Origin of the sequence: Flavobacterium pasteuri (genome assembly GCF_048286615.1) — a bacterium.
GTDB lineage: Bacteria > Bacteroidota > Bacteroidia > Flavobacteriales > Flavobacteriaceae > Flavobacterium.
Window position 1 is genome coordinate 185,237 of the sequence record NZ_JBLVPN010000006.1, and the last position, 25,646, is coordinate 210,882.

The following is a 25,646-nucleotide window of genomic DNA, read 5'->3' on the forward strand; positions in this document are numbered from 1 at the left end:
AGCAATCAAAAATCTAAAATCTAAATGAGTTTATCTACAACAAGTATTAGAAGACCCGTATTTACGATAGTAATCAATTTATCCATCGTATTGTTTGGAATAATTGGCTATACCTTCCTGGGCGTTCGAGAATTTCCATCGATTGATCCTGCACAAGTTTCCATCAGTACTCGATATGCCGGCGCAAATGCTGATATTATTGAGTCGCAAATTACGGAACCGTTAGAAAAAGCAATCAATTCCATTGATGGGATTAGAAACGTTACTTCTTCGAGTGCGCAAGGAAGCAGTAACATTACCATAGAGTTTAATCTGGATAAAGATTTAGAAGAAGCTGCTAATGATGTTCGAGATAAAGTTTCTCAAGCCGTTAGAAACCTTCCACAAGATATCGACTCTCCGCCAGTAGTTTCTAAGGCTGACGCCAATGGTGAGGCGATTATTTCAATGACGGTTCAAAGTGATACGAGAAACGCATTAGAATTAAGTGATTATGCCGAAAACGTAATCTCACAACGATTAGAAACGATTCCTGGCGTGAGTGGTGTTCAAATTTGGGGACAAAAAAGATACGCGATGCGTTTGTGGATTGATCCCATAAAACTGGCTGCTTATGGTTGCACCGTTTCTGAAGTGAGAGATGCATTGAACAAACAAAATGTAGAATTACCTTCTGGAAAACTAACGGGAGACAATACCGAATTAACGGTAAAAACAGTGGGAAACCTTTCTACAGCTGAAGAATTTAATAATATTATTATTCGTACCGAAGGGGAAAAAGTAGTTCGTTTTAGCGATGTAGGATTAGCAAGTCTTGGACCAGAAAATACGGAAACCAAAATGACACAATCTGGAACGCCTTTAGTTGGTGTTGCTATTGTACCGCTTCCCGGAGCTAATTATTTAGATATTTCTACCGCTTTTTACAAAGAGTTTGCTCGTTTAAAAAAGGATTTACCAAAGGATATTAAACTTAATATTGCGATTGACAATACTATTTTTGTAAAAAAATCAGTTATCGAAGTTGCTGAAACATTGGGAATTTCAATAATTCTGGTGATTTTGATTATCTATTTATTCTTCAGGGATTGGGCGATTGCCTTTAGACCATTAATTGATATTCCTGTTTCATTAATTGCTACTTTCTTTATCATGTGGCTTTTCGGGTTTTCCATCAATGTATTGACTTTATTGGCTATCGTTTTGGCAACAGGATTGGTGGTCGATGATGGAATTGTAGTCACCGAGAATATTTTCAAAAAAGTAGAAGAAGGAATGACGCCTATCGAGGCTGCTATCAAAGGATCTAACGAAATATTCTTTGCGGTAATTTCGATTTCGATAACCTTAGCAGCGGTATTTCTTCCTGTGATTTTCCTCGAAGGATTTGTCGGGCGATTGTTTAGGGAATTTGGAGTCGTCATAGGTGCTGCGGTATTAATTTCGGCTTTTGTATCGTTGACATTAACACCAATGTTAAACGCCTATCTGATGAAAGGCGGCGAACAAAAAAAATCAAAATTCTACATTCGTACAGAACCTTATTTCCAAAAACTAAACAGTGGTTACGCCAGTGCACTGGACCGTTTTATGAAGAAAAAATGGTTGAGTTTCCCTATTTTGATTGCTTGTTTTGGATTAATTTACTTGTTTTTCAACCTTTTGCAAAAAGAAACGGCACCTTATGATGACCGAAGTGGTTTTGTGTTGCGTATGTCTACTCCCGAAGGTTCTTCTTATGAATATACGGATCGCTTTATGCAGGAAGTATCTCAATTAGTAGATGACTCGATTCCCGGTAAAAAAGTAGCCTTAGTTATTACGTCTCCTGGTTTTGGATCTTCATCCGTAAATAGTGGTTTTATTCGGGTATCATTGGTTCAACCAGATGAAAGAAAAGATTCTCAAAAAGAAATCGCAGAGAAATTAACCAAATGGACCAAACAATATCCAGATGCAAAAACGTCCGTAATTGAGCAACCAACAATTGCCGTAAACAGACGCGGTGGATTGCCGATTCAATACATCATTCAAGCGCCAAACTTTAAAAAACTGGAAGAAAAAATTCCTGTTTTTATGGATGAAGTAGCTAAAAACCCAACTTTTGCGGTTAGTGATGTCAATTTAAAATTTAACAAACCAGAAGTTAATGTAACCATTGACCGAGAAAAAGCCGAAAGTTTAGGAATTTCAGTTATTGATATTGCGCAAACCTTACAGCTTTCCTTGAGCGGACAACGTTTTGGTTATTTCATGAGAAATGGAAAACAGTATCAGGTTATTGGACAATTTGACCAAAAAGACCGTTCGAAACCATTGGATTTAACATCAATGTATGTCAAGAATAATATGGGACAACTCATTCAAATGGATAACGTAGTGACTATTGAAGAGAAAAGTAATCCGCCACAGTTGTACCATAATAATCGTTACATGGCCGCAACTATTTCTGCAGGTCTTGCTCCAGGCAAAAGTATAAGTGACGGAATTGACGCAATGAACGACATTAAGGCTAAAGTTTTAGACGATACTTTCACCACAGATTTAGGTGGCGAATCTCGAGATTTTGTTGAAAGTAGCTCAAACACCGCTTTTGCTTTTGGATTAGCTCTGGTATTAATATTTTTAATTCTTGCAGCACAATTTGAAAGCTTTATTGATCCTTTTATTATTATTTTAACCGTTCCTATGGCCGTTGCAGGAGCACTATTCTCATTATGGTTGTTTGACCAGACTTGGAATATTTTCAGTCAAATTGGAACTGTAATGCTTATTGGTTTGGTAACCAAGAACGGAATCTTAATTGTCGAATTTGCGAATCAGCTTCGAGAACAAGGAAAACCAAAAATGGAAGCTATTTTAGAAGCTTCGGAAGCGAGATTACGACCTATTTTAATGACAAGTTTGGCAATTTCATTAGGAGCATTACCAATTGCAATGTCACTTGGAGCAGCTTCAACCAGTAGAATTGGGATGGGAGTTGTAATTGTAGGAGGAACTATTTTCTCTTTGGTTTTAACGTTATTCGTTATTCCTGCAATGTATTTAATGTGGTCTAAAGCCAGAAAACATTATCCTGAGTTTGATCATATTGAAGAATATGAAAAAGAAGTTAAATAATTTGAATGGAACGCTGATGACGCGAATTAAATAGATTTACCGAATTTTTATATAAAATTCATTGATTCGTGGCTAAAAAATATAATTATGAAACATACAAAAATACTATTTCAAAGCTTTATACTACTCTTATTTTGTGTAGTTAAAACCAATGCGCAAGAAGTTTTGACATTGGAAAGCGCAGTAAAAATTGCATTGGAAAACAATTACGAAATAAAAATTGCCACCAACAATTTAACCATTGAAAAAACAAATGTAGCCATTGGAAACGCAGGAATGTTGCCCACAGTTACTGCAACAGTTGTGGATAACAACAGCATTCAGAATAGTTCCCAAACGCGTCAGGACGGAACAGAAACCGAATTAGACAATGCAAAAAACAATAGTTTAACGTATGGTGTCGGCTTGGATTGGACCGTTTTTGACGGAATGAGAATGTTTGCCAGACTGGATCAGTTGAAAGAATTGCAAAAATTAGGTGAAGCACAATTAAAACTCACTGTAATCACACGAATCAGCGATGTGAATGCTGCATATTATAATTTGGTTCAACAACAGCAGCAATTGGCCGCTTTGGATTCGACAATTGTTATTTCAAACCAGCGATTGACTTTGGCACAAAACAGATTTACCATTGGAAAAGCCTCTAAATTAGAAGTTTTGAATGCTCAAGTAGATTTGAATACCGATCAGGTTGCGTTGTTAAGACAAAAAGAATTGTATGCTAATAGCAAGATTTTATTAAACCAACTATTGGCCAGAGATGTTGCCACTGATTTCAAAGTAATTGATCAACTTCAAGTAGATGGATTATTATTACTGTCGGAACTTACTGCCTTAGCTGAAAAACAAAACCCACAATTAGAAGCCCAGATTATTAATAAAAGAGTAGCCGAATTAGAATTAAAACAAATTAAAGCGGCACGTTATCCTACTGTTCGAGTGAATACTGCCTATAATTTTTCAGAAAGTCAATCGAGTCTTGGGTTTGTGGCACAAGCACAATCCAGAGGTTTGAACTATGGTTTTAGTGCTTCTTTGAATATATTTGATGGTTTTTCACAAAATCGAAATGAGAAAATCGCCAAGATTCAAATTGAAAATTCTAAATTAAATATTGATCAACAAAATTTAGCTTTAAACTCACAATTAGCAACTTCCTATCAAACGTATTTGACCAATTTAGAATTGATTGCTTTAGAAGAAAAAAATGAATCGATTGCGAAACAAAATCTAAATATTACTTTAGACAAATTCAGAATTGGGACGATAACTACTTTAGAATTCAGAACCGCTCAATTGAATTATGTGAATGCCAAAGTGCGTTATAGCAATGCTCAATTTCAAGGAAAATTATCTGAAATTGCACTTCGAGAATTAGCAGGAAATCTTAATTTTTAATTTACTTTTGCTAAAAATAGTATCTTAAATGGTTTCATATAATACAAAAGACTGGTTTACTTTTATTTTTCGTTTCCACAAAGCGGACACTTTTAGAACATTAATGCCAATAATGCTCGCTATTGGAATTTATTCTGGAATTATCGGTTATTTAGAGGTTGAATATTGGAAATTAGCTGACAACAGTTATGTAAAGAATATTACAATCATGCACGGAATGCTTGGTTTCGTGATTTCATTATTGCTTGTTTTCAGAACCAATACTGCTTATGACCGTTGGTGGGAAGGACGCAAAATGTGGGGTGCTTTAGTAAACAACAGTCGTAATTTTGCCATTAAATTATCGGCAATATTGCATGATGAAAAAGATCGCAAATACTTCCGAAAAATGATTCCCGGTTATGCTTCTATTTTGCATAATCATTTAAAGGATGAAGAGACAAGCCAGCAGTTGTTTGATGGTGTTGATTTAGAAATAGATCATCACAAACACAAACCCAATCAAGTCGCTAAAATGTTATTTCAGAAGATTAATGATTTATACGATTCCAAAAAAATAACTGGTGATCAACTGATTATTTTAAACGAAGAAGTAAAATCATTTACTGATATTTGTGGTGCTTGCGAACGAATCAAAAACACGCCTATTCCCTACTCCTACAGTGCCTTCCTTAAAAAATTCATCTTCTTTTATGTTATGACACTGCCTTTTGGATATTCCTTTAGTTTGGGTTATTATGTAGTTCCTGTTGTAGTATTTATTTTTTATGTTTTGGCGAGTTTAGAGTTAATTGCTGAGGAAATTGAAGATCCTTTTGGAAGCGATGAGAATGATTTACCAACTCATAAAATTGCTGAGAATATCAAAAAACATGTGGAAGAATTAATTTAAATTTTGTTAAACAGTGTTCTGATTCTAATTATTTTCATTAAATTTAAACTTTGCCTTTTTTAAAGTTTAAAACTATGAATAGTACCCGCGCTTTTATAAATCCACCTCATTTATCAAACGAGAAATCTTTAAAAACATTAGTAGAAAATAGAACCGTTTACTCTTTAAACCATTGTGAACTGAATCTTTTTGAAACGTATGAATCTTCGGCATTAGTTCCTTTAAAATTTAATGATTTTGTAGTGACCAGCATGTTGCGAGGCAAAAAAATAATGCATCTTTTTGATGACCCCAGTTTTGTCTATTTACCTGGCGAAACGGTTGTGATTCCTTCTAATGTTGAGATGAAAATAGATTTTCCTGAGGCTTCAAAAAACAATCCGACGCAGTGTTTGGCTTTGGCGATAGACCAAACTAAAATTACCGATACTTTACAGTTTTTAAACGAACGCTACCCAAAAGAAGGAAAAGACCAATTCTGGCAATTGAATTACCAAAATTATTTCTTTTACAACAATGTGGAATTGGCAACGACGATTAATAAATTGATTAAAGAATGCATGAGCACTTCAATTACTAAAGATGCTTTAGCCGATTTGACTTTGCAGGAATTATTAATTCGAATTATTCAGACACAAACTGCAAAAGCAATAGACGACGGTTTATTTGCCGATCCAAAAAATCCTATTACACAAGTCGTAGAATTCATCCGATTGAATTTGAACGAAAATATAAGCATGAAACATTTGAGCGAGAAAGCCTGCATGAGTACAACTTCTTTCTATCGTTTTTTCAAAAGAGAATTGGGTATGAGCCCTATAGAATTTGTGATTAGCGAAAAAATGAAATGCGCCAAACAGTTGCTGAAAAACCCTTCGATACAAATCAATGAGGTTTGTTATTTATCAGGATTTGAAGATTGTAATTACTTCATTCGTTTGTTTAAAAAACATGAAGGAATTACCCCAAAACAATATCAATTACTGTACGTAAACTAGATTATTCAATAAATGTCAGTGGCTCAAGCGATAATTCTTCTTCCGGAGTAAAAATTCTATATTCAATTCGGAATGTTTTTTTCAATGGCGTTTCTAAGGAAAATCCTCCCACCCCAAACGCATCAATTACATCCAAAGTAAAATGAGCATGTTTCCAATATTCGAATAAATCTTTATCAACCCAAAATTCAGTTTCTTCAATTGTACCAATACAAACATCACCCATTCGCTGATAAAATCCGCCTTTTTCAAAACATTGTGGCTGCGTTCCCTCGCAACATCCTCCTGCTTGATAGAACATCAAATCACCGTGTTTTTCCTTTAGGATCTTGATTAATTCTATTGCTTTTTCTGTGGCATCAATTCTTTTTATCATATTTTTTTAATTTAAAATAAAACCTGACAAATTATACAATCTGCCAGGTTTATGATTAACCAATAATCAGTAATTAACTAAAAGAAACCTAATTTCTTTTTGTCATAAGAAATCAGCATGTTTTTTGTCTGACGATAGTGTCCAAGCATCATTTTATGGTTTTCACGACCAATACCCGATTGTTTATAACCTCCAAAAGGAGCTCCCGCAGGATAAGAATGGTATTGATTAATCCAAACACGACCTGCTTGAATCGCTCTTGGAACCTGATAAATTTCGTGTGCATCACGTGTCCAAAGTCCAGCTCCCAAACCATACATCGTATCATTTGCAATAGCAATAGCTTCTTCAGTAGTTTTGAAAGTGGTAACTGCTAAAACCGGTCCAAAAATCTCTTCTTGAAAAATACGCATTTTATTGTGTCCTTTGAAAAGCGTTGGTTTGATATAATAACCTCCGGCTAAATTTCCTTCCAAATGATTTTCTTCGCCTCCAATTAAAACTTCCGCACCTTCTTCTTTTCCTAATTTAATATAAGTCAGAATTTTTTCTTTTTGAACCAAAGAAGCCTGTGCTCCCATCATGGTAGTTCTGTCTAAAGGATTTCCTAATTTGATTGCAGCTGTTCTTTCAATTACTCGCGCAATGAATTTATCATAAATATCTTCGTGAACTAATAATCTGGATGGACAAGTACAAATTTCTCCTTGATTTAAAGCAAACATTACCGCACCTTCAATTGCTTTGTCAAAGAAATCATCATCAGCATCACCAACGGACTTCATGAAAATATTTGGAGATTTTCCTCCAAGTTCTAAAGTTACCGGAATAATATTTTCAGTAGCATATTGCATCACTAAACGACCGGTTGTTGTAGAACCTGTAAAAGCAGCTTTTGACACTTTTTTATTGGTTACCAAAGCTCTTCCTAGTTCAGCACCAAAACCATTAACAATATTTATAACTCCTGGAGGCAAAATATCACCAATCAATTCCATCAAAACCATAATAGAGATCGGCGTACTTTCTGCTGGTTTTAAAACCACGGTATTTCCTGCCGCTAATGCTGGCGCTAGTTTCCAAACAGCCATTAAAATAGGGAAATTCCAAGGAATAATTTGAGCAATTACTCCCAAAGGCTCGCTTAAAGCTATAGAAACAGTTTGGGAATCTAATTCGGCGATGGAACTTTCCTCAGCACGAATTACACCTGCAAAATATCTGAAGTGATCAATTGCCAAAGGCATATCGGCTGCTAAAGTTTCACGAATGGCTTTTCCGTTGTCAATAGTTTCCACAGTTGCAAGATATTCGAGGTTATCTTCCATAACCTGAGCAATTTTATTCAATAAATTACTGCGTTCTGTAACAGATGTTTTTCCCCATGTCTGGAAAGCTTCATACGCAGTATCAACAGCTAAATCTAAATCTACTTTAGTGGAATGCGCAGCTCTTGTAAATACTTTCCCGTCAACCGGAGAAACTACGTCAAAATACTGCCCACCTATTGGAGCAACAAATTTGCCACCTATATAATTATCATATGTTGCCTTAAAATCAGGTCTTTTTACCACGTTATCCATGTCGTTATCTTTTTATGTTTTATCAAATATACCTTCATCCTTATTCTTAGAATAGCACAATTCATTCAACTAATAGCATTAAATTTTCATATTTGTTTTTTTAACCTAAATTTATTATTTAATTCATATTTATTTATAACTAATACTATTGAATTCTTATTTTAAATTCTTACTTAATACACCAAATCAGTTATAAAAAACCAAAAAAATTGTTTCTTTCTCCAAACTGCAATCCTTATATTTGCATTCTCATTAAAATTGACAGATGAAAATATCTTACAACTGGTTAAAACAATTCATTAAAATAGACTGGAAATCCGAAGAAACTGCAGCACTACTTACCGATTTAGGTCTGGAAGTAGAGATTGTTGACAAATACCAATCGGTAAAAGGCGGATTAGAAGGCATTGTTGTGGGACATGTTCTTACTTGTATCCAACATCCGGATGCCGACAGATTAAAAATAACTACCGTAGATTTAGGAAATGGCGTTCCTGTACAGATTGTTTGCGGTGCCAGTAATGTTGCTGCGGGACAAAAAGTACCAGTCGCTACAATTGGAACTACATTATACGATAAGGAAGGGGTTGCTTTCTCAATCAAAAAAGGAAAAATTCGCGGACAGGAAAGTCACGGAATGATTTGTGCCGAAGATGAATTAGGTCTTGGTGAAAGTCATGATGGAATTATGATATTGGACGATGCATTAATGCCTGGAACTCCTGCTGCAACGGTTTTCAAAATTGAAAATGACGAAGTTTTCGAAATTGGTTTAACACCCAATCGTGCCGATGCAATGAGTCATTTAGGGACTGCACGTGATTTGAGAGCAGGAATGTTGCAAAGCGGTGTAAACGTAGAATTGATTACACCATCAGTGAGCAATTTCAGAGTGGATAAAAGAACTTTGAAAATTGATATTGACGTAAAAGAACCTAAACTAGCTCCAAGATATTGCGGAGTGACAATTTCTGGCATTGAAGTAAAACCTTCACCAGCTTGGTTGCAAAACAGATTGAAAGCTATTGGATTGAATCCAAAAAACAATATTGTCGATGTCACTAATTACGTTTTGCACGAATTAGGTCAGCCGCTTCACGCCTTTGACGCTTCAAAAGTTAACGGTAAAATAGTAGTTCAAACACTTCCTGCGGGAACAAAATTTACTACTCTTGACGATATAGAGAGAACTTTACATGAAGAGGATTTAATGATTTGTGACGAAAAGGGACCTCTATGTATTGCAGGGGTTTTTGGCGGAAAAAAATCTGGAGTTTCTGAAAGTACTAATTCTATATTCTTAGAAAGTGCTTATTTCAATCCGGTAAGTATTCGCAAAACAGCCAAAAGACATCAATTAAACACTGATGCTTCTTTCCGTTTTGAAAGAGGAATTGACCCGACTATCACTGAATACGCATTGAAACGTGCTGCTTTATTGATTCAAGAAGTAGCTGGCGGAGAAATAACATCGGATGTTGTTAATGTATACCCAAAGAAAATTGAAGACTTTTCTGTGTTTTTAAACTTCAGCAAAGTGGCTAAAATTATTGGACAAGAATTACCAAAAGATACTATTAAGAAAATATTAGTTTCATTAGACATTAAAGTAAACAGCGTTTCAGATGCAGGATTAGGATTAACTATTCCTTCTTACCGCGTTGACGTACAAAGAGAAATAGATGTTATTGAAGAAATATTGAGAGTATACGGATACAACAACATTAATTTTTCTAAAAAACTAAATGCTACGGTTTCAAATTCTCCAAGAAACGAAGACTACAAAATACAAAATGTGATTGCTACGCAGTTAAATTCCCAAGGATTTAATGAAATGATGGCAAACTCATTGACTACTGCATCTTATGTTGAGCTTTCTGAAGTATTGAATCCTGCAAACAACGTGACAATGTTAAATCCGTTAAGTGCTGATTTAGCTACTATGCGTCAATCATTGTTGTTTTCCGGACTAGAAGCAATATCATATAATATCAATCGCAAAAATGCTGATTTGAAATTATTTGAATTTGGAAAAACGTACCATAACTATCTTGCCGGTTATGAAGAGAAAAAGCATTTGACTTTATTCCTTTCCGGAAATAGAAATCAAGAAAATTGGACTAGCGCTCAAAAACCATCTGATTTCTTTTTATTCAAAGGATATGTGAATGGAATCCTTTCCAGATTAGGGATTCAAAAAACACAAAATATACCTGTAACTTCAGATGTATTTTCTGAAGGGATTGCTATTAGCGTTGGAACCGAAATACTGGTAGAATTAGGAGTCGTTAAAAAATCAATATTAAAACATTTTGGAATCAAACAAGAGGTGTTTTTCGCTGATTTTAACTGGGCTTTGATTTTGAAATTGATTTCAACCAAGATAAAATATACTGAGATTCCTAAATACCCAGAAGTTCGTAGAGATTTAGCGTTGCTAATTGATCAAAACGTAACGTATGACAGTATTTACAATATTGCACGTCAAACAGAGAAAGCACTCTTAAAGGATATTAATCTATTTGATGTGTATGAAGGAAAAAATCTTCCTGAAGGTAAAAAATCATACGCGCTAAGTTTTACTATTCAAGACAGTTCTAAAACTCTTACCGATACACAAATTGATAAAATTATGAGCAAACTGCAAAATAATTTTGAAACTGAACTTGGAGCTAGCTTGCGATAATAGCTCTTTTTATAAAAATATTAAGTCCCAATTCTAAGTTTAGAATTGGGACTTTTTTATACAAAAAAGCCCTGCAAATTACAGGGCTCTTAAGACTAACAAAATATCAACCTCTAATCCAAAAATTATTGTTTAGGCAATACAACAGCATCAATCACGTGAATCACACCATTTGATTGATTAACATCTGCAATTGTTACTTTAGCTTTATTCATGTTCTCATCTGTAATGTATAAATCTTTTCCTTGCATCCAAGCTGTCAAAGTTCCACCACTAACCGTTTTCATTGTAGCTTTTCCATTCCCCATTTTAATAGCTTTTGCTATATCCGAAGCGTTCATTTTCCCTGCAACAACATGATACGTAAGGATTGTTTGTAATGTTTTTAAGTTTTCTGGTTTTAATAATGTGGTTACAGTTCCTGCTGGCAATTTGTCAAACGCGGCATTTGTTGGGGCAAAAACGGTGAATGGTCCTTTACTTTGTAATGTTTCAACTAAACCGGCTGCTGTTACTGCTGCTACTAAAGTTGTATGATCTTTTGAATTAACAGCATTCTCAACAATATTTTTAGATGGATACATGGCAGCTCCACCAACCATAACTGTTTTTTGAGCGAATGAAGTTGCTCCTAATACTGCTGTAAATAATGCAATGGATAAAAATTTTCTAGTTTTCATAAAATCTATTTTTTAAGTTATATAATTTCATTTACGGTGTTTAATTACGTTTGGTTTTAAAAAATGAAATTATTTTTAAAAATTTAATTTTTCTGAATGAGATGAAATTGACATTAGTTCTAATTAGCCCCGATGGCAGCAAGTATCCTTTTTATTGTGTTGTACAAAAGTTGATTTTGAAAATAAGTTTTCTGCACAATAAAAAGATACTGCGTACAGCGGGAGGATTGTGGATAGTAAATTAAAATGTTCTGCTCCTAAAAAATAAAGTACAAAAAAAAGCCCCATCTCGTTTTGATAACGAGACAGGGCTTTCTATATTCAAAAAATTTCAAGAAATTATTTTTTCTCTGATTTTTCCATTTTAGCTTTCAATGCAGCTAACATATCATTGTTATCTCCTAAAGTTGCAGCTGGTGCATTTGTAGATGAATTAGATGAAGTGTTTTCTGAAACTGATTTCACATTTTTCTCTTCTTCTTCACGGAAGATAGCAGTGTGAGATGCAACTACTCTTTTGAATTCTTTGTTAAATTCGATTACTTTGAAATCAGCTGAATCACCTTTTTTCAATTTCTTTCCGTCTTCTTTTTCAAGGTGACGAGTAGGAATGAAAGCAACGATATCATCTCCGAATTCTACAGTAGCTCCTTTGTCAACAATTTCAGAAATTTCACCTGTGTGGATAGTTCCAACTGCGAAAGAATCTTCATACTGATCCCAAGGATTAGCAGTAGTTTGTTTGTGACCTAAAGATAATTTACGTCCATCAACATCTAATTCTAATACTACTACGTCAAGTTTTTCACCAACGTTTACAAATTCAGATGGGTGTTTGATTTTCTTAGTCCAAGATAAGTCAGAAATGTAAATTAATCCATCAATTCCTTCTTCTAATTCTACGAAAATTCCAAAGTTTGTAAAGTTTCTAACGATACCTGTATGTTTAGAACCTACTGGGTATTTAGCAGTGATATCAGTCCAAGGATCTTGAGACAATTGTTTGATACCTAATGACATTTTACGGTCATCTCTATCTAAAGTTAAGATAACAGCTTCAACAACATCACCTACTTTTACGAAATCTTGAGCAGAACGTAAATGAGTAGACCAAGACATTTCAGAAACGTGGATTAAACCTTCAACACCTTCAGCAACTTCGATAAATGCACCGTAATCAGCGATTACAACTACTTTACCTTTTACTTTATCACCAATTTTTAAGTTAGCATCTAAAGCGTCCCATGGGTGAGCGTTTAATTGTTTCAATCCTAATTGTATTCTTGTTTTTTCGTCATCGAAATCAAGGATTACAACGTTTAATTTTTGATCTAATTCAAGAACTTCAGATGGGTGGTTGATTCTAGACCAAGAAAGGTCAGTAATGTGAATCAATCCATCAACACCACCTAAGTCAATAAAGACACCATAAGAAGTAATGTTTTTAACAACACCTTCTAATACTTGTCCTTTTTGTAATTGACCGATAATTTCTTTTTTCTGGATTTCAATATCCGCTTCAATAAGCGCTTTATGAGAAACAACAACATTTTTGAATTCGTGGTTGATTTTTACCACTTTGAATTCCATCATTTTGTTTACATATACATCGTAGTCTCTAATTGGTTTAACATCAATTTGAGATCCTGGTAAGAAAGCTTCAATTCCGAAAACGTCAACGATCATACCACCTTTAGTTCTGCATTTTACAAAACCATTAACGATTTCTCCTGTTTCGTTAGCCGAAATAACTCTATCCCATGATTTGATAGTACGTGCTTTTCTGTGAGATAACACTAATTGACCAGTTTTATCCTCACGGATGTCAATTAATACTTCAACAGTATCACCTACTTTTAATGCTGGGTTGTAACGGAATTCGTTCAATGAAATAACACCTTCCGATTTTGCGTTGATATCAACGATAACGTCTCTATCTGTAATTCTAACAACTACACCATCTACAACTTCTTCTTGATCAGTAGCGATAAATGTTTTTGAAACTAGTTCTTCGAATTCTAATAAGTTTTTCTCATCAACAGCATCAATACCTTCTTCGAAATTGTGCCAGTTAAAATTTGCTAAAAACTCTTCTTGTGATTTTACTTGTTCAGACATGCTGATTAAAAATTTGTATTCTGTATTCTCTCGAGTTTCTTAATGTGCTAGAAAACAACAGAAGTTGTTTGTATAATTAGTTGAACCCTAAAGGAAACTCTTATTCACCAAAAGGACTGCAAAAGTAACACATTTATCTTAAACTGCAAAATTTTACAGACAAGATAATCGATTGAGAATCAGGAGCGAATTAATTGGCTTTTTTGCAGGCAAAGTTCCCGCTCTCGCCTTTATCTCTCCTCTCGTCCCAAAAGACGAGATGCGAGGATATCAGCTCCATCGGGGCTAGATAGGTTTTAACTTGATTTTTCAGCATAAAAAAACCCGATATCGTATAAAAATATCGGGTTCTATATTATTTCAATCCTGTTTTAGTGACTTACATTTTCAACATCCATGGGATTGTGTTTGTGCTTAAACAAAACTGCAAATGCAACGGCAATTATCAATGCGTAAATTGCAAAAGCCACCCAAATTGTATGCCAGTCTTTCATAAAAATTACTTTACTAAACAATCCATCGGCAGTAATTGAATTCCCTTGACCGGTAACAAATTCCAACATTTTTGGATTAGTCGTTTCTGTTTCCAAGAAACCAGCCAAATCAGTAGTATTATTAAATGATTTTGTAAAATATTTATCAATAGCCCAACCAGAAGTAAAACTTCCTAAAACTGCTCCAAAACCATTGGTCATCATCATAAACAATCCTTGCGCTGAGGAACGATTTTTTGAATCTGTATTGGTTTCAACAAATAATGATCCTGAGATATTAAAGAAATCAAATGCCATTCCGTACACTACGCAAGACATAATAATCATCCACAATCCGCTTGTTGGATTTCCGTAAGCAAACAATCCAAAACGCAGCACCCAAGCCAACATACTGATTAGCATCACTTGTTTGATACCAAAACGTCTCAGAAAAAAAGGAATTGCAAGAATAAATAAAGTCTCCGATATTTGAGAAATGGACATAATAATCGTTGAATATTCCACTACGAATGAATCCGCATATTTTGGAAAATGCTTGAACTCATCTAAAAAAACATCTCCGTACGCATTTGTCAATTGCAGCGCCCCTCCTAAAAACATTGAGAAAACAAAAAACAAAGCCATCTTATAATCAGCAAATAATTTAAACGATTCTAACCCTAATGTTTCCATGATAGAAGCATTTTCTTTAGACAAACGTTGCGGTTTACACTTTGGTAAAGTGAAGGAATAAATCCCTAGAAATACGGCCGCCAAACCTGCAATATAAAACTGATATTCTGTTGATTTGTTTCCCGTTAAATTAGTAATCCACATCGCAACAATAAAACCTATTGTACCCCAAACCCGAATGGGTGGAAAATTTTTAATAATATCTTTATTGTTTAATTTGAGTGCATTATATGATATAGAGTTGCTCAAAGCAATCGTTGGCATATAAAAACACATCGCCAAAAGCATAATATAAATAAAAGAATTTGGAGTGGTAACTTGAGGGATATAGAATAAAACCGCAGCATATAGAATATGTAACGTTCCATATAATTTTTCAGCATTTATCCATCTGTCAGCTATTATTCCTGTTAGTGTTGGCATAAATAAAGAAGCAATTCCCATAGTTCCGAAAACCAACCCAAATTGAGTTCCTTCCCAGTTTTTTGTGCCAAACCAGTAATTTGCAATGGTAATCAACCAAGCTCCCCAAACAAAAAACTGAAGAAAGCTCATTATTACCAATCTATTTTTAATTCCCATGAGATGAATTGTTTTTTATTTTTAAAAATTAACAAGGCGTAAATCTACTATTAAAAATGAGATCTGCAAATAATTATATTGTTTTAGTAATTTCATTCACCAATTCCAATACCAGCTCGAATTGTTCCTCACGATTCAAATGCGAATTATCAATTTCTATAGCATCTTCCGCCATAACCAAAGGGGAATCCTTACGGTGCGTATCAATGTAATCGCGTTCTTCTACATTTGCCAAAACTTCATCAAATGTCACAGTATCACCTTTTTTTACCAGTTCGTCGTAACGTCTATGTGCTCTGGTAGTTGCGCTTGCTGTCATGAAAATTTTAAGCTCTGCATCCGGAAAAACTACAGTACCAATATCTCTTCCGTCCATTACTATTGCTTTGTCTTTTCCCATTTCTTTTTGCTGTTCGACTAATTTGGCACGAACTTCAGAAACTTCAGCTACTTTACTCACAAAACTAGAAACTTCAATCGTTCTGATTTCGATTTCAACATTTACTTCATTCAAATACATTTCTGCAAAACCTAAATCAGCATTGAATTTGAATTGCAATTTTATATTTGGCAAACTGTTAATTAATGTTTGTTTATCAAAAGAATCCGCATTTATATAACCGTTTTGCATCGCAAATAAAGCTACGGCACGGTACATTGCCCCTGTATCAACGTAAATATATCCTAAATGATTCGCAAGTTGTTTGGCCAACGTGCTTTTTCCTGTCGATGAAAATCCGTCAATTGCGATGGTAATTTTTTTCAAAATATTATATTTAAATTTTAATAATTAATCAAACTGTCCTTCCATAATTTTCAAAGGAGAAAATTATTCTTGAAAGTTAATGGTTAACCCAAAAAGGCTTGTATTTCCTGCCAATGTGTATCTGGAATACGAATAATTAAATTTCAACTTATTCAATTTAAGTCCGAAACCTAATGAAACTCCCGAAAAATTACGTTGTTCCTGAAGTCGTAATTCCTCTGCTCTTCGAAAGTTATATCCCACACGCAAATTAAATGCTTTTTTTGGAAAAAGCTCTACTCCTACAATTACATGTCGCAACGCATTATTTACAAATGAAATTTTTTCTTCAGTCTCCGTTCCGTCAAATGATGATTCTGCCCTAACCGGATTTGAAAAAGCTATATTCCATTGCTGCAAATTTTCCAAAGTAAGATGCCAACGAATAGGCACATTTTCTAATTCTTGCGAAACACCAGCAATTATTTCGAGTGGCAGTTTTTCATTTGTACCATTATAAGTAGAAAATTGAGTCCCAATATTTCGAATGGCCAAACCCCAATTCACATCATTTTTTTCATCGATAAAAAGCGCTCCAATATCAATTGCTCCTCCAAAAGAATTATAACTTTCTAAAGTCGAAGATATCAATTTGGCACTGGCTCCAATATGAATGTCGGTATACGGAATATTGTACGCATACCCAAAAGAAAGGGCTATTTCGCTTCCGGTAAATTCTGATGTTGGCTGACCATTCTCGTCATAGCCTTCAAAATTACCATAATTCACATAATTCACTCCAGCCTGAAAAGTTTGCAAATGTCGATCGTAAGTGTAGGCATAAGAAGCAGTTCCGTAAGTTACTTCCTTGAAATAACTTCCATAATTTAAAGCCAAACGATTGTCCATTTCAGCATTTATGGTTGCTGGATTAAAATGGGCCTGATTGACGTCATCATCATAAATAGTGATTACTTTTCCGCCCAACGCTGCTTGTCTTGGTGAAGTGACCAAGTTCAAAAACTGATAGGTATACTTACCTCCTATTTGACTGTAAGACACAGTACAAATAATAAGGAAATAGTATAGTAGAAGTTTTTTTAACATGCTTTAAATTGCAGTTTGTGTAAAATAAAAACGCAACTGCGAAGATAAAATTATAAATACAATAAATGGCAACTTTAAAACTCGTAATTACAAATAAAAATTCCAAAATCTAAGTACTGAAAATCAGCATTTAGAATTTGGAATTTTAAAATTAAAAATTAATTTTTATTATAAATCCTTGGCGTTCTTCACCTTCTGATCGGTTAATGCATATTTCAATACTTCGCTCATTTCCTTCACATAATGAAAAGAAAGTCCTTCCAGATATTCTGGTTTTATTTCATCAATATCACTTTTGTTTTCATGACAAAGAATAATTTCTTTGATATTCGCTCTTTTTGCCGCCAAAATCTTTTCTTTGATTCCGCCTACTGGCAACACTTTTCCACGCAAGGTGATTTCTCCTGTCATTGCCAAATTTTTCTTCACTCGTTTTTGTGTAAACAATGAAACTAATGATGTTAACATCGCAATTCCGGCACTTGGACCGTCTTTTGGAGTAGCTCCTTCTGGAACGTGTAAGTGAATATTATATTTAGAAAGAATCTCTGAATCCAATCCTAAAAATTTTGCATTCGCTTTAATATATTCCAAAGCAATTGTTGCAGATTCTTTCATGACCGTACCTAAGTTTCCGGTAATAGTCATGGTTCCTTTTCCTGGAGAAAGTAACGATTCAATAAAAAGAATATCACCACCAACAGAAGTCCAAGCTAAACCAGTTACCACTCCGGCAACATCATTATTCTCGTATTTGTCTCTTTCTAATCTTGGAACACCCAGTGTTTTTATGATATCTTCGTCAGTAACTTTTTTGTTATACTCTTCTTCCATCGCTACAGATTTTGCTGCGTTACGGATTACTTGAGCAATTTTAGCCTCTAAACCACGAACTCCAGATTCACGCGTATATCCTTCAACAATTTTTTCTAATTGTTTTTTTCCAATGGTTAAATCTTTAGTAGTCAAACCGTGTTCTTTCAATTGTCTTGGAAACAAATGCTGACGCGCAATTTCTACCTTTTCTTCAATCGTATAGCCTGACATTTTGATGATTTCCATTCTGTCTTTCAACGCAGGTTGAATCGCTGCCATATTATTAGAAGTTGCAATAAACATCACTTTAGACAAATCATATCCCATTTCAAGGAAATTATCATAAAAAGAATTGTTTTGCTCCGGATCTAAAACTTCTAATAATGCCGAAGATGGATCTCCTTGATTGCTATTTGATAGTTTATCGATTTCATCCAAAACAAAAACTGGATTTGAAGTTCCTGCTTTTTTCAAACTTTGAATGATTCGTCCCGGCATGGCACCAATATACGTTTTTCTATGTCCACGAATCTCCGCTTCATCGCGCAAACCACCAAGGGAAATTCTAACATATTTTCTACCCAATGCTTCTGCAATGGAACGTCCAATCGAAGTTTTACCAACTCCCGGAGGTCCTGTCAAACAAATAATTGGAGATTTCATATCATTTCGCAATTTTAAAACTGCCAAATGTTCTATCATTCTTTTCTTAACATCTTCAAGACCAAAATGATCTCTGTCCAATATTTTTTGTGCTCGTTTTAAATCAAAATTATCTTTTGAATATTCGTTCCAAGGCAATTCTAAAAACAACTCTAAATAGTTTCTTTGAATTCCAAAATCTGGCGCTTGCGGATTCATGCGACGCATTTTAGACAATTCTTTTTCAAAATGTTTTTTGGTTTTCTCGTCCCATTTCTTGTTCAAAGACTTTTGCAACATTTCATCCATTTCCTCTTCCTGAGAAACGCCACCCAATTCTTCTTGAATGGTTTTCATTTGTTGGTGCAAGAAATATTCACGTTGTTGTTGGTCTAAATCGAAACGAACTTTCGATTGAATATCATTTTTCAATTCGAGTTTTTGCAACTCAATATTCATATAACGAAGCGTCTCTAAAGCTCTTCCTTTTAATTCATTAATTGCTAATAAATCTTGTTTTTCTTTAACAGAAAGATTCATGTTAGAAGTAACAAAATTGATCAAGAAAGATTGGCTCTCAATATTTTTGATGGCAAAAGTTGCTTCGCTGGGAATATTTGGACTTTCTTTAATAATCTGAATGGCTAGTTCTTTGATAGAATCTAGAATTGCTACAAATTCAGTATCATTTTTCTTAGGTCTTTTCTCAGGAACTTCTTTAATTTTAGCTGTCAAGTAAGGTGATTCCTCAACGATGTCATCAATTTCGAAACGCTTTTTACCTTGAAGAATTACGGTGATATTTCCATCGGGCATCTTTAACACTCGTAAAATACGGGCAACAGTTCCTATTTTATGAATATCATCTTTAGTTGGATCTTCATCTTCTTCATTGATTTGAGCAACGACTCCAATCGTTTTTCCAGCGGCATTGGCATCATTAATCAGTTTAATAGATTTATCACGACCAGCAGTAATTGGTATTACAACCCCAGGAAATAAAACCATATTTCGCAAAGGTAAAATAGCCAATAATTCCGGTAAAGCCTCATTATTCATTTCCTCCTCGTCTTCAGGAGTCAAAAGCGGAATTAAATCTGCTTCTGAATCAAATTCCTGAAGTGACAGATTGTCAATAGTAAGTATTTTATGATTTGACATATATTATTTAAGTCTTTTTGTCATTAAAAATTTAATTATTTAAGCAAATATAAGCTTTCAAAGTAGTCTTTTTATATAAAATCTATCTTTAATCCTCATTATTTGCATAACGGTAAAAGAGTCAATCTCTGTGCCAAAATATAATCTTTTTATCCTATTTTCCATTAGAAAGGGATATTTTAGACACAACAAACTACAACCAAACAAAACAATTTAGAACATGTCAAAAGAAAAAATGTAATTTAGTTTTATAAAACTGTAACAAAGGTAAAAAGACCAAGTCCTTATAATAAACTAATATCAGCTGTTTGAGTTTAACCAACTATAATATCGAAGAATTAATCTTGCTTTGCAGGCAAAAAAATCAAAAAGCACAGTGCGAAGTTTACAATCGCTATGCAAAAGCGATGTATAATGTGTCGTTTAGGATTGTCAAAGATGTCCATTTTGCTGAAGATGTAATGCAGGAAGGTTTTTTAAAGGCATTCATTAAGATAAACGACTACAAACAGGAAGTTTCTTTTGGTGCTTGGTTAAAAAGAATTATCGTGAACTGTAGTATTGATTTTTACAAAAAAAACAATCAATTCAAACCAGAAGATTTTGATACCACGCTTTATAAAATTGAAGAAAATGAATCCGCTCTAACTGAAAGTATAAACTTCAATGAATTAAAAGTAAAACAAATTTTAGAGGTCATGAACTCTCTGAAATATAATTACAGAATGGTTTTAACTTTATTTTTTATTGAAGGATATGATCAAGAAGAAATCAGCGAAATCCTAAATATCAGTTATGCCAATTGCAGAACTACATTGAGCAGAGCCAAAGATTGTTTAAGAAAAAAATTAGAGGAAATATGAAAAAGGAAAATAAAAAACTAGACAAATTATTTGACAAATTTGAAAATCATTGGGACATCGAGACTCTTGAAAACAATCATGAGGAACGATTTGTACAAAAATTAAAATCTAAGAAATCGAATTGGAAACGTTTCCTTTCTATTGGAATCGCTGCTTCTACCGCAGTTATGTTGGGACTTTCAATCTTCAATACTACTCCTAAAAAAACAGAAGAATTGCGATTTGCATCAAAAGAAACCAAACAAACAGATTCTATTTTTACGGTTCTAATTGAAAATGAATTAGAAAAAATAAGAGAGAAAAAATCACCAGAAAACGAAAAAATAATTTCCGATGCGCTCAAGCAAATGAGAACATTAGATAGTGATTACGAAAAAATAATTAAGGAATTAGAGACTAATGGAGAAAGTAAGCAAATTATTAATGCGATGATCAGCAATCTTCAAACGCGAATTTCTTTTTTACAAAATGTACTGTTTCACATTGAAAAAAATGAAAAATTAAAAAATATTTCTGATGAAAAAACAATTTAAACTACTCCTCTTATTGGCTTTAATTCCTTTTTTAGGATTTTCAAAAGATCCGGATTACATCCATACCAAACAAAAAAATATTAAAAAAGCCTATTTCGTAAATTCGGATGCAGGTCTTTATATAGATAACTCATACGGTAATATTTCAGTAACAACTTGGGACGAAGATAAAACCGAATTGGATATTGTTATAAAAGTGAGCGGTGACAACGAAAACTGGGTGAACCAACGCATCAATGATATTGATGTTGATATAATAGCACTCAAAGGAATGATTACTGCAAAAACCATTTTAGGAAACTCTAGTTATAAGAGTAATGGTAAAAACAATAGTTTTCAAATTAATTATATGTTGAGAATTCCTAAAAACGGAAATGTAAAACTCCACAATAGATACGGAAATATCACCACATCAAACTTGTTTTCTGAGGCTGAAATTAAGTGTAAATACGGTAAAATAGCTTTAGGCCGATTATCCGGAAGCTCCAGTAACATACAAGCCGAATATTGCTCTAACTCGACTATTTCATTTTTAAAGAATGCAATCATTACGGCAAAGTATTCGAATTTAAAAATTGGAGAAGTCACAAAACTAGATTTGGCTTCTGATTATACAGATGTAGATATTCAAGAAAGTGATGTCGTTAAATACATCAGTAAATACGGAAATATTAAAATTCAGAATGTAAAATCATTAGATGCAACCGGAAACTATTTAACACTTAAAGTTGGTGAATTATCTAATACTTTAAAACTATCCACAAAATACAGCAATGTAACTATTGGAACTATTAGTGCAAAAGCCAATAATATAACTATTGCAGCGGGTTACACTGGATTAAACATTGGATTTGATACTAATTATGCTTTTGATTTTAATGTGACTGTAAAATATGCTAATTTTAAATATGACAATGAACTGGAGATAAATTCTAAAGAAGACTCAAATAACTTGAAAAAACACAGTGGTTTCTACAAGAAAAAAGGAGTCAACAACATCACTATAATTTCAGATTACGGAAATGTAATGCTAGTAAAAAAACAATAACCTTAAAGCTTTATTTATGAAAAATTCAATCAAATTATTTATTAGTTGTTCACTATTACTAACAACTATATCTAATGGTCAATGGTCATCCAATCAAAAAATAAAAGGAAATGGCAAAGTAATTTCTGAAAAAAGAACAACAGCTTCTTATGATGAAATCGCAATAACAGGTTTTTTTGATGTCGAATTAGTTTCGGGAAAAGAAGGAAACATTACTATTAAAGGAGAAGAAAATTTGTTGCCTTACATCAAAGTTGAAGTTGTCGATAAAGTATTAAAAATTTCTACTGAAAAGAATAAATATATCAGCACCAGCAAAGGAAGTGAAATTGTAATAGTTGTCCCTTTCGAAAGTATTGATCAAGTTTCTTTGACTGGTTCAGGCGATGTAATAACTAAAAATAGTATTAAATCGACATCATTTTCAGCTAAATTAATTGGCTCCGGCGACATGAATTTAAATGTTGAATCAAATGACTTTGATGTTAACTTGAGTGGTTCAGGAGATATGGTTTTAACTGGAAAAACTGAAAATTTCAACAGTAATTTAAATGGTTCTGGTGATATTGATGCCGGTGATTTGAAAGCTAAAAATGCAAAAATTACGGTTTCTGGTTCAGGAGACAGTAAAGTTTTTTGCAGCGAAAGCCTTCACGCCAGAGTTTCTGGTTCCGGAGATATTGAATACATTGGTGACCCCAAGAAAAAAGACACAAAAGTAAATGGCTCAGGAGCAATTTCGAAAGCTTAATTTTCAAAAAGTAAATTAGATCAAAAGGTGTTTTATTAATTTAAAACGCCTTTTTTTGGAACTCTCTTTAGCAATAAAACACCCACTACAAAGAATACACCAAGAAATACAATTGCTAACCTTGGACTTCCTGTGATTTGATCAATAATTCCATAAATACACATTCCTATAACAATTCCGATTTTTTCAGCAACATCGAAAAAACTAAAAAACGAAGCCGTATCATCCGTTTCAGGTAATAATTTAGAATACGTTGAGCGTGATAATGCTTGAATTCCTCCCATTACAAGTCCTGCAATTCCTGCCATAACATAAAAATGTATTGGTAAGGTAATAAAAAATGCAATTGCACAAAATGCTGCCCAAATACAGTTTATCACAATTAAAGTTGGAATATTTCCGAATTTTTCTGAGGCTCTTGAAGTTATAACTGCACCCAGAACAGCAACTAATTGTATTATCAAAATACAAATAATTAAACCCGTTGTACTCTCCGCTTTAGATGACCAAGCAATTTCTTGTGCTCCAAAATATGTGGCAACAAGCATCACGGTTTGTACGGCCATACTATACACAAAAAAACTTCCTAAATACCTTCTTAATGCAATGTTTTCTTTCAATAAAAACCAAACTTTTTTTAACTCTTTAAAACCATTAAATATAACATGGTGTGTTACTTTACGATTGGCATTTTTATTTCCTTTTGGCAAATAATAATACGTGTACTGACTGAATAAGATCCACCAAACTCCAACCATAAGAAATGAATATCGCATGGCTTTCATGGCTGCTTCACCATCTGTTCCAGTAATTCCAAAGAGTTTTGGTTTCATGATCATCGCCAAATTGATAATCAATAAAATAACACTTCCAATGTATCCAAATGAATATCCTTTGGCGCTAATTTTATCTTGTTGCTCTACATAAGCAATGTCTGGTAAATAGGAATTATAAAAAACTAAACTTCCCCAATATCCAATCAAACCAAAAAAATAAAATGCTAATCCGATGTATATATTTTCAAGATTAAACCAATACAATCCCATACAAGACAAGGCTCCCAGGTAGCAAAAGAATTTCATAAATGATTTTTTATCCCCCACATAATCTGCAATACCAGACAATAAAGGCGAAATAAAAGCCACCAATAAAAATGCAAAAGCGGTAACAAAACTAATTAAAGCTGAATTTTTTAGATGCAAACCAAAAACATCAATGTAATGATCTCGTTCAGAAAACAAAGCTTCATAAAATATTGGAAATACTGCAGATGCAATGGTAAGTGTATAAACTGAATTTGCCCAATCATAAAAAGCCCAAGCATTTAATAATTTTTTACTTCCTTTTTTTAAATCTGCCATATTTATTTTTTTAGAATACTAATTTATTTATTTTTTACTAAGAACGATATAAAAAGTAAATAATTTATACATTAATAAATCATTAATGAATTAACGGCGTATAATGATTATTACTCATATTCAAAAAAAAAAACAGGCTAACCATTTTAAGGCCAGCCTGCTTAGATATTTTATAATAATTAAGTTATTATTTGTAAATAATACCAACTTTAGTCGCTAAAGCTTTAGCTTCAGGAATTAATGCTTTTAGATTTGCAATTCTGGTAGCATCAGATGGGTGCGTACTCATAAATTCTGGTGGTGCTTGACCTGAAGATTTTGCAGCCATTCTAGACCAGAAAGTAATAGATTCCTCCGGATTATAACCTGCAATTGCCATTAAAGTCAAACCAATTTTATCTGCTTCAGTCTCGTGATTTCTACTAAAAGGAAGCATTACACCAAACTGAGATCCTAAACCATATGCTTGACCCCATATTTGTTGTGTTTGTTCACTTTTACCTCCAGTCGCAACTGCAACACCTACCGCTCCTAATTGTTGCAATTGAGAAGCACTCATACGTTGAGCACCATGATTAGCTAATGCGTGAGATACTTCGTGTCCCATTACGGTAGCTAAACCAGAATCATTCAATGTTACTGGCAAAATCCCTGAATAAACAACAATTTTCCCTCCCGGCATACACCAAGCATTCACTTCTTTATTGTCAATTAATTTGTATTCCCAACGGTAATCAGCCAAATATTGTGATTGACCTAAATAGGTTAAATATTTTTCTGCTGCCGCTTTAATTCGCATCCCAACTGCTTCCACTTTTCTAGCCTCTGCAGTTCCTGTAATCACTTTATTCTCCTTTAAAAAAGTACCATATTGTTGAAAAGATGTTGGAAACAACTCACTATTAGAAACAAAATTTAGACTTTTTTTCCCTGTAATTGGATTAGTGGCACAAGAATAAACCAATCCTGCTGCAAAAATCCCTATTAGTAAATGCTTTTTCATAATTTTAGAATTAA

General features: G+C 33.7%; 19 protein-coding genes. 9 read left to right on the forward strand and 10 right to left on the reverse strand.

The annotated features are described in order from the left end of the window. Window positions 1–24: 24 nt before the first annotated feature. From ACNQF6_RS10875 to ACNQF6_RS10890, 4 genes are all read left to right on the forward strand, one after another. Window positions 25–3,120, forward strand: a complete 3,096-nt coding sequence (locus ACNQF6_RS10875) for an efflux RND transporter permease subunit (RefSeq protein ID WP_417965785.1) — start codon at window positions 25–27, stop codon at window positions 3,118–3,120. Window positions 3,121–3,207: 87 nt separating this feature from the next. Continuing rightward, the gene (locus ACNQF6_RS10880; protein WP_417965787.1) at window positions 3,208–4,521 is read left to right on the forward strand and encodes a TolC family protein; all 1,314 of its coding nucleotides are present in this window, start codon (window positions 3,208–3,210) and stop codon (window positions 4,519–4,521) included. 28 nt (window positions 4,522–4,549) lie between these two features. Next, window positions 4,550–5,413, forward strand: coding sequence for a bestrophin family protein (locus tag ACNQF6_RS10885; RefSeq protein ID WP_417965789.1), 864 nt, complete (start codon window positions 4,550–4,552; stop codon window positions 5,411–5,413). A gap of 74 nt (window positions 5,414–5,487) precedes the next feature. Beyond that, a complete protein-coding gene (locus tag ACNQF6_RS10890; protein ID WP_417965791.1) occupies window positions 5,488–6,411 on the forward strand; it encodes an AraC family transcriptional regulator in 924 nt (307 codons plus the stop codon). A 1-nt stretch (window position 6,412) separates the two neighbouring features. Here ACNQF6_RS10890 and ACNQF6_RS10895 read toward each other — a convergent pair whose 3' ends face one another. Together ACNQF6_RS10895 and ACNQF6_RS10900 are read right to left on the reverse strand one after the other, a co-directional pair. Next, on the reverse strand, window positions 6,413–6,787 hold the full coding sequence (locus tag ACNQF6_RS10895; RefSeq protein WP_417965793.1) for a DUF779 domain-containing protein: 375 nt from the start codon (window positions 6,785–6,787) through the stop codon (window positions 6,413–6,415). A gap of 77 nt (window positions 6,788–6,864) precedes the next feature. Then, window positions 6,865–8,370: an aldehyde dehydrogenase family protein gene (locus tag ACNQF6_RS10900; RefSeq protein WP_099715441.1), complete on the reverse strand. Its 1,506-nt coding sequence runs from the start codon at window positions 8,368–8,370 to the stop codon at window positions 6,865–6,867. Between the two features lie 265 nt (window positions 8,371–8,635). On the opposite strand from ACNQF6_RS10900, the gene pheT reads away from it, so the two are divergent. Next, window positions 8,636–11,056, forward strand: a complete 2,421-nt coding sequence (pheT, locus tag ACNQF6_RS10905; RefSeq protein WP_417965796.1) for a phenylalanine--tRNA ligase subunit beta — start codon at window positions 8,636–8,638, stop codon at window positions 11,054–11,056. Window positions 11,057–11,181: 125 nt separating this feature from the next. Here pheT and ACNQF6_RS10910 read toward each other — a convergent pair whose 3' ends face one another. The 6 genes from ACNQF6_RS10910 to lon all read right to left on the reverse strand — a co-directional run bounded on the left by ACNQF6_RS10910 (window position 11,182) and on the right by lon (window position 20,073). After that, window positions 11,182–11,736 carry a fasciclin domain-containing protein gene (locus ACNQF6_RS10910; protein WP_417965799.1) on the reverse strand — a complete coding sequence of 185 codons (555 nt, stop codon included), beginning with the start codon at window positions 11,734–11,736 and terminating at the stop codon, window positions 11,182–11,184. Between the two features lie 339 nt (window positions 11,737–12,075). Next, window positions 12,076–13,854, reverse strand: a complete 1,779-nt coding sequence (gene rpsA / locus ACNQF6_RS10915) for a 30S ribosomal protein S1 (protein WP_417965800.1) — start codon at window positions 13,852–13,854, stop codon at window positions 12,076–12,078. A 371-nt stretch (window positions 13,855–14,225) separates the two neighbouring features. Then, entirely contained in the window at window positions 14,226–15,602 is a 1,377-nt protein-coding gene (locus tag ACNQF6_RS10920; RefSeq protein WP_417965802.1) for a nucleoside permease, read from the reverse strand. 73 nt (window positions 15,603–15,675) lie between these two features. Further along, complete coding sequence (gene cmk / locus ACNQF6_RS10925; protein WP_417965804.1) at window positions 15,676–16,368, reverse strand: (d)CMP kinase; 693 nt, start codon at window positions 16,366–16,368, stop codon at window positions 15,676–15,678. Between the two features lie 63 nt (window positions 16,369–16,431). Then, a complete protein-coding gene (porQ, locus tag ACNQF6_RS10930) occupies window positions 16,432–17,454 on the reverse strand; it encodes a type IX secretion system protein PorQ (protein ID WP_282712895.1) in 1,023 nt (340 codons plus the stop codon). Between the two features lie 168 nt (window positions 17,455–17,622). Then, a complete protein-coding gene (lon, locus tag ACNQF6_RS10935; protein WP_417965806.1) occupies window positions 17,623–20,073 on the reverse strand; it encodes an endopeptidase La in 2,451 nt (816 codons plus the stop codon). A 308-nt stretch (window positions 20,074–20,381) separates the two neighbouring features. On the opposite strand from lon, the gene ACNQF6_RS10940 reads away from it, so the two are divergent. Genes ACNQF6_RS10940 through ACNQF6_RS10955 form a run of 4 tightly spaced genes read left to right on the forward strand, consistent with a single transcriptional unit; the run spans window position 20,382 to window position 23,268 of the window. Then, the gene (locus tag ACNQF6_RS10940) at window positions 20,382–20,936 is read left to right on the forward strand and encodes an RNA polymerase sigma factor (protein WP_417965808.1); all 555 of its coding nucleotides are present in this window, start codon (window positions 20,382–20,384) and stop codon (window positions 20,934–20,936) included. Further along, a complete protein-coding gene (locus ACNQF6_RS10945; protein ID WP_417965810.1) occupies window positions 20,933–21,469 on the forward strand; it encodes an anti-sigma factor in 537 nt (178 codons plus the stop codon). The genes ACNQF6_RS10940 and ACNQF6_RS10945 overlap by 4 nt, the downstream gene beginning before the upstream one ends. Then, window positions 21,453–22,517 (forward strand): hypothetical protein, encoded by a 1,065-nt coding sequence (locus ACNQF6_RS10950; protein WP_417965812.1) that lies wholly within the window; start codon window positions 21,453–21,455, stop codon window positions 22,515–22,517. Before ACNQF6_RS10945 ends, ACNQF6_RS10950 begins: the two co-directional genes overlap by 17 nt. Before the next feature lie 16 nt (window positions 22,518–22,533). Beyond that, the gene (locus ACNQF6_RS10955) at window positions 22,534–23,268 is read left to right on the forward strand and encodes a head GIN domain-containing protein (RefSeq protein ID WP_417965814.1); all 735 of its coding nucleotides are present in this window, start codon (window positions 22,534–22,536) and stop codon (window positions 23,266–23,268) included. A 35-nt stretch (window positions 23,269–23,303) separates the two neighbouring features. Here the strand turns inward: ACNQF6_RS10955 and ACNQF6_RS10960 are convergent, their stop codons facing one another. Further along, on the reverse strand, window positions 23,304–24,629 hold the full coding sequence (locus tag ACNQF6_RS10960; RefSeq protein ID WP_417965816.1) for an MFS transporter: 1,326 nt from the start codon (window positions 24,627–24,629) through the stop codon (window positions 23,304–23,306). A gap of 187 nt (window positions 24,630–24,816) precedes the next feature. Next, entirely contained in the window at window positions 24,817–25,632 is an 816-nt protein-coding gene (locus tag ACNQF6_RS10965; RefSeq protein WP_417965818.1) for a M48 family metallopeptidase, read from the reverse strand. Window positions 25,633–25,646: the final 14 nt, after the last annotated feature.

Bases quoted from the DNA above. Each gene is read 5' to 3' on its own strand.
- ACNQF6_RS10965 (WP_417965818.1), bottom strand. From the start codon at position 25,632: ATGAAAAAGCATTTACTAATAGGGATTTTTGCAGCAGGATTGGTTTAT.
- porQ (WP_282712895.1), bottom strand. From the start codon at position 17,454: ATGTTAAAAAAACTTCTACTATACTATTTCCTTATTATTTGTACTGTG.
- ACNQF6_RS10875 (WP_417965785.1), top strand. From the start codon at position 25: ATGAGTTTATCTACAACAAGTATTAGAAGACCCGTATTTACGATAGTA.
- ACNQF6_RS10955 (WP_417965814.1), top strand. From the start codon at position 22,534: ATGAAAAATTCAATCAAATTATTTATTAGTTGTTCACTATTACTAACA.
- ACNQF6_RS10885 (WP_417965789.1), top strand. From the start codon at position 4,550: ATGGTTTCATATAATACAAAAGACTGGTTTACTTTTATTTTTCGTTTC.
- ACNQF6_RS10920 (WP_417965802.1), bottom strand. From the start codon at position 15,602: ATGGGAATTAAAAATAGATTGGTAATAATGAGCTTTCTTCAGTTTTTT.
- lon (WP_417965806.1), bottom strand. From the start codon at position 20,073: ATGTCAAATCATAAAATACTTACTATTGACAATCTGTCACTTCAGGAA.
- ACNQF6_RS10945 (WP_417965810.1), top strand. From the start codon at position 20,933: ATGAAAAAGGAAAATAAAAAACTAGACAAATTATTTGACAAATTTGAA.
- pheT (WP_417965796.1), top strand. From the start codon at position 8,636: ATGAAAATATCTTACAACTGGTTAAAACAATTCATTAAAATAGACTGG.
- ACNQF6_RS10890 (WP_417965791.1), top strand. From the start codon at position 5,488: ATGAATAGTACCCGCGCTTTTATAAATCCACCTCATTTATCAAACGAG.
- ACNQF6_RS10910 (WP_417965799.1), bottom strand. From the start codon at position 11,736: ATGAAAACTAGAAAATTTTTATCCATTGCATTATTTACAGCAGTATTA.
- ACNQF6_RS10895 (WP_417965793.1), bottom strand. From the start codon at position 6,787: ATGATAAAAAGAATTGATGCCACAGAAAAAGCAATAGAATTAATCAAG.
- ACNQF6_RS10900 (WP_099715441.1), bottom strand. From the start codon at position 8,370: ATGGATAACGTGGTAAAAAGACCTGATTTTAAGGCAACATATGATAAT.
- ACNQF6_RS10950 (WP_417965812.1), top strand. From the start codon at position 21,453: ATGAAAAAACAATTTAAACTACTCCTCTTATTGGCTTTAATTCCTTTT.
- ACNQF6_RS10880 (WP_417965787.1), top strand. From the start codon at position 3,208: ATGAAACATACAAAAATACTATTTCAAAGCTTTATACTACTCTTATTT.
- rpsA (WP_417965800.1), bottom strand. From the start codon at position 13,854: ATGTCTGAACAAGTAAAATCACAAGAAGAGTTTTTAGCAAATTTTAAC.
- ACNQF6_RS10960 (WP_417965816.1), bottom strand. From the start codon at position 24,629: ATGGCAGATTTAAAAAAAGGAAGTAAAAAATTATTAAATGCTTGGGCT.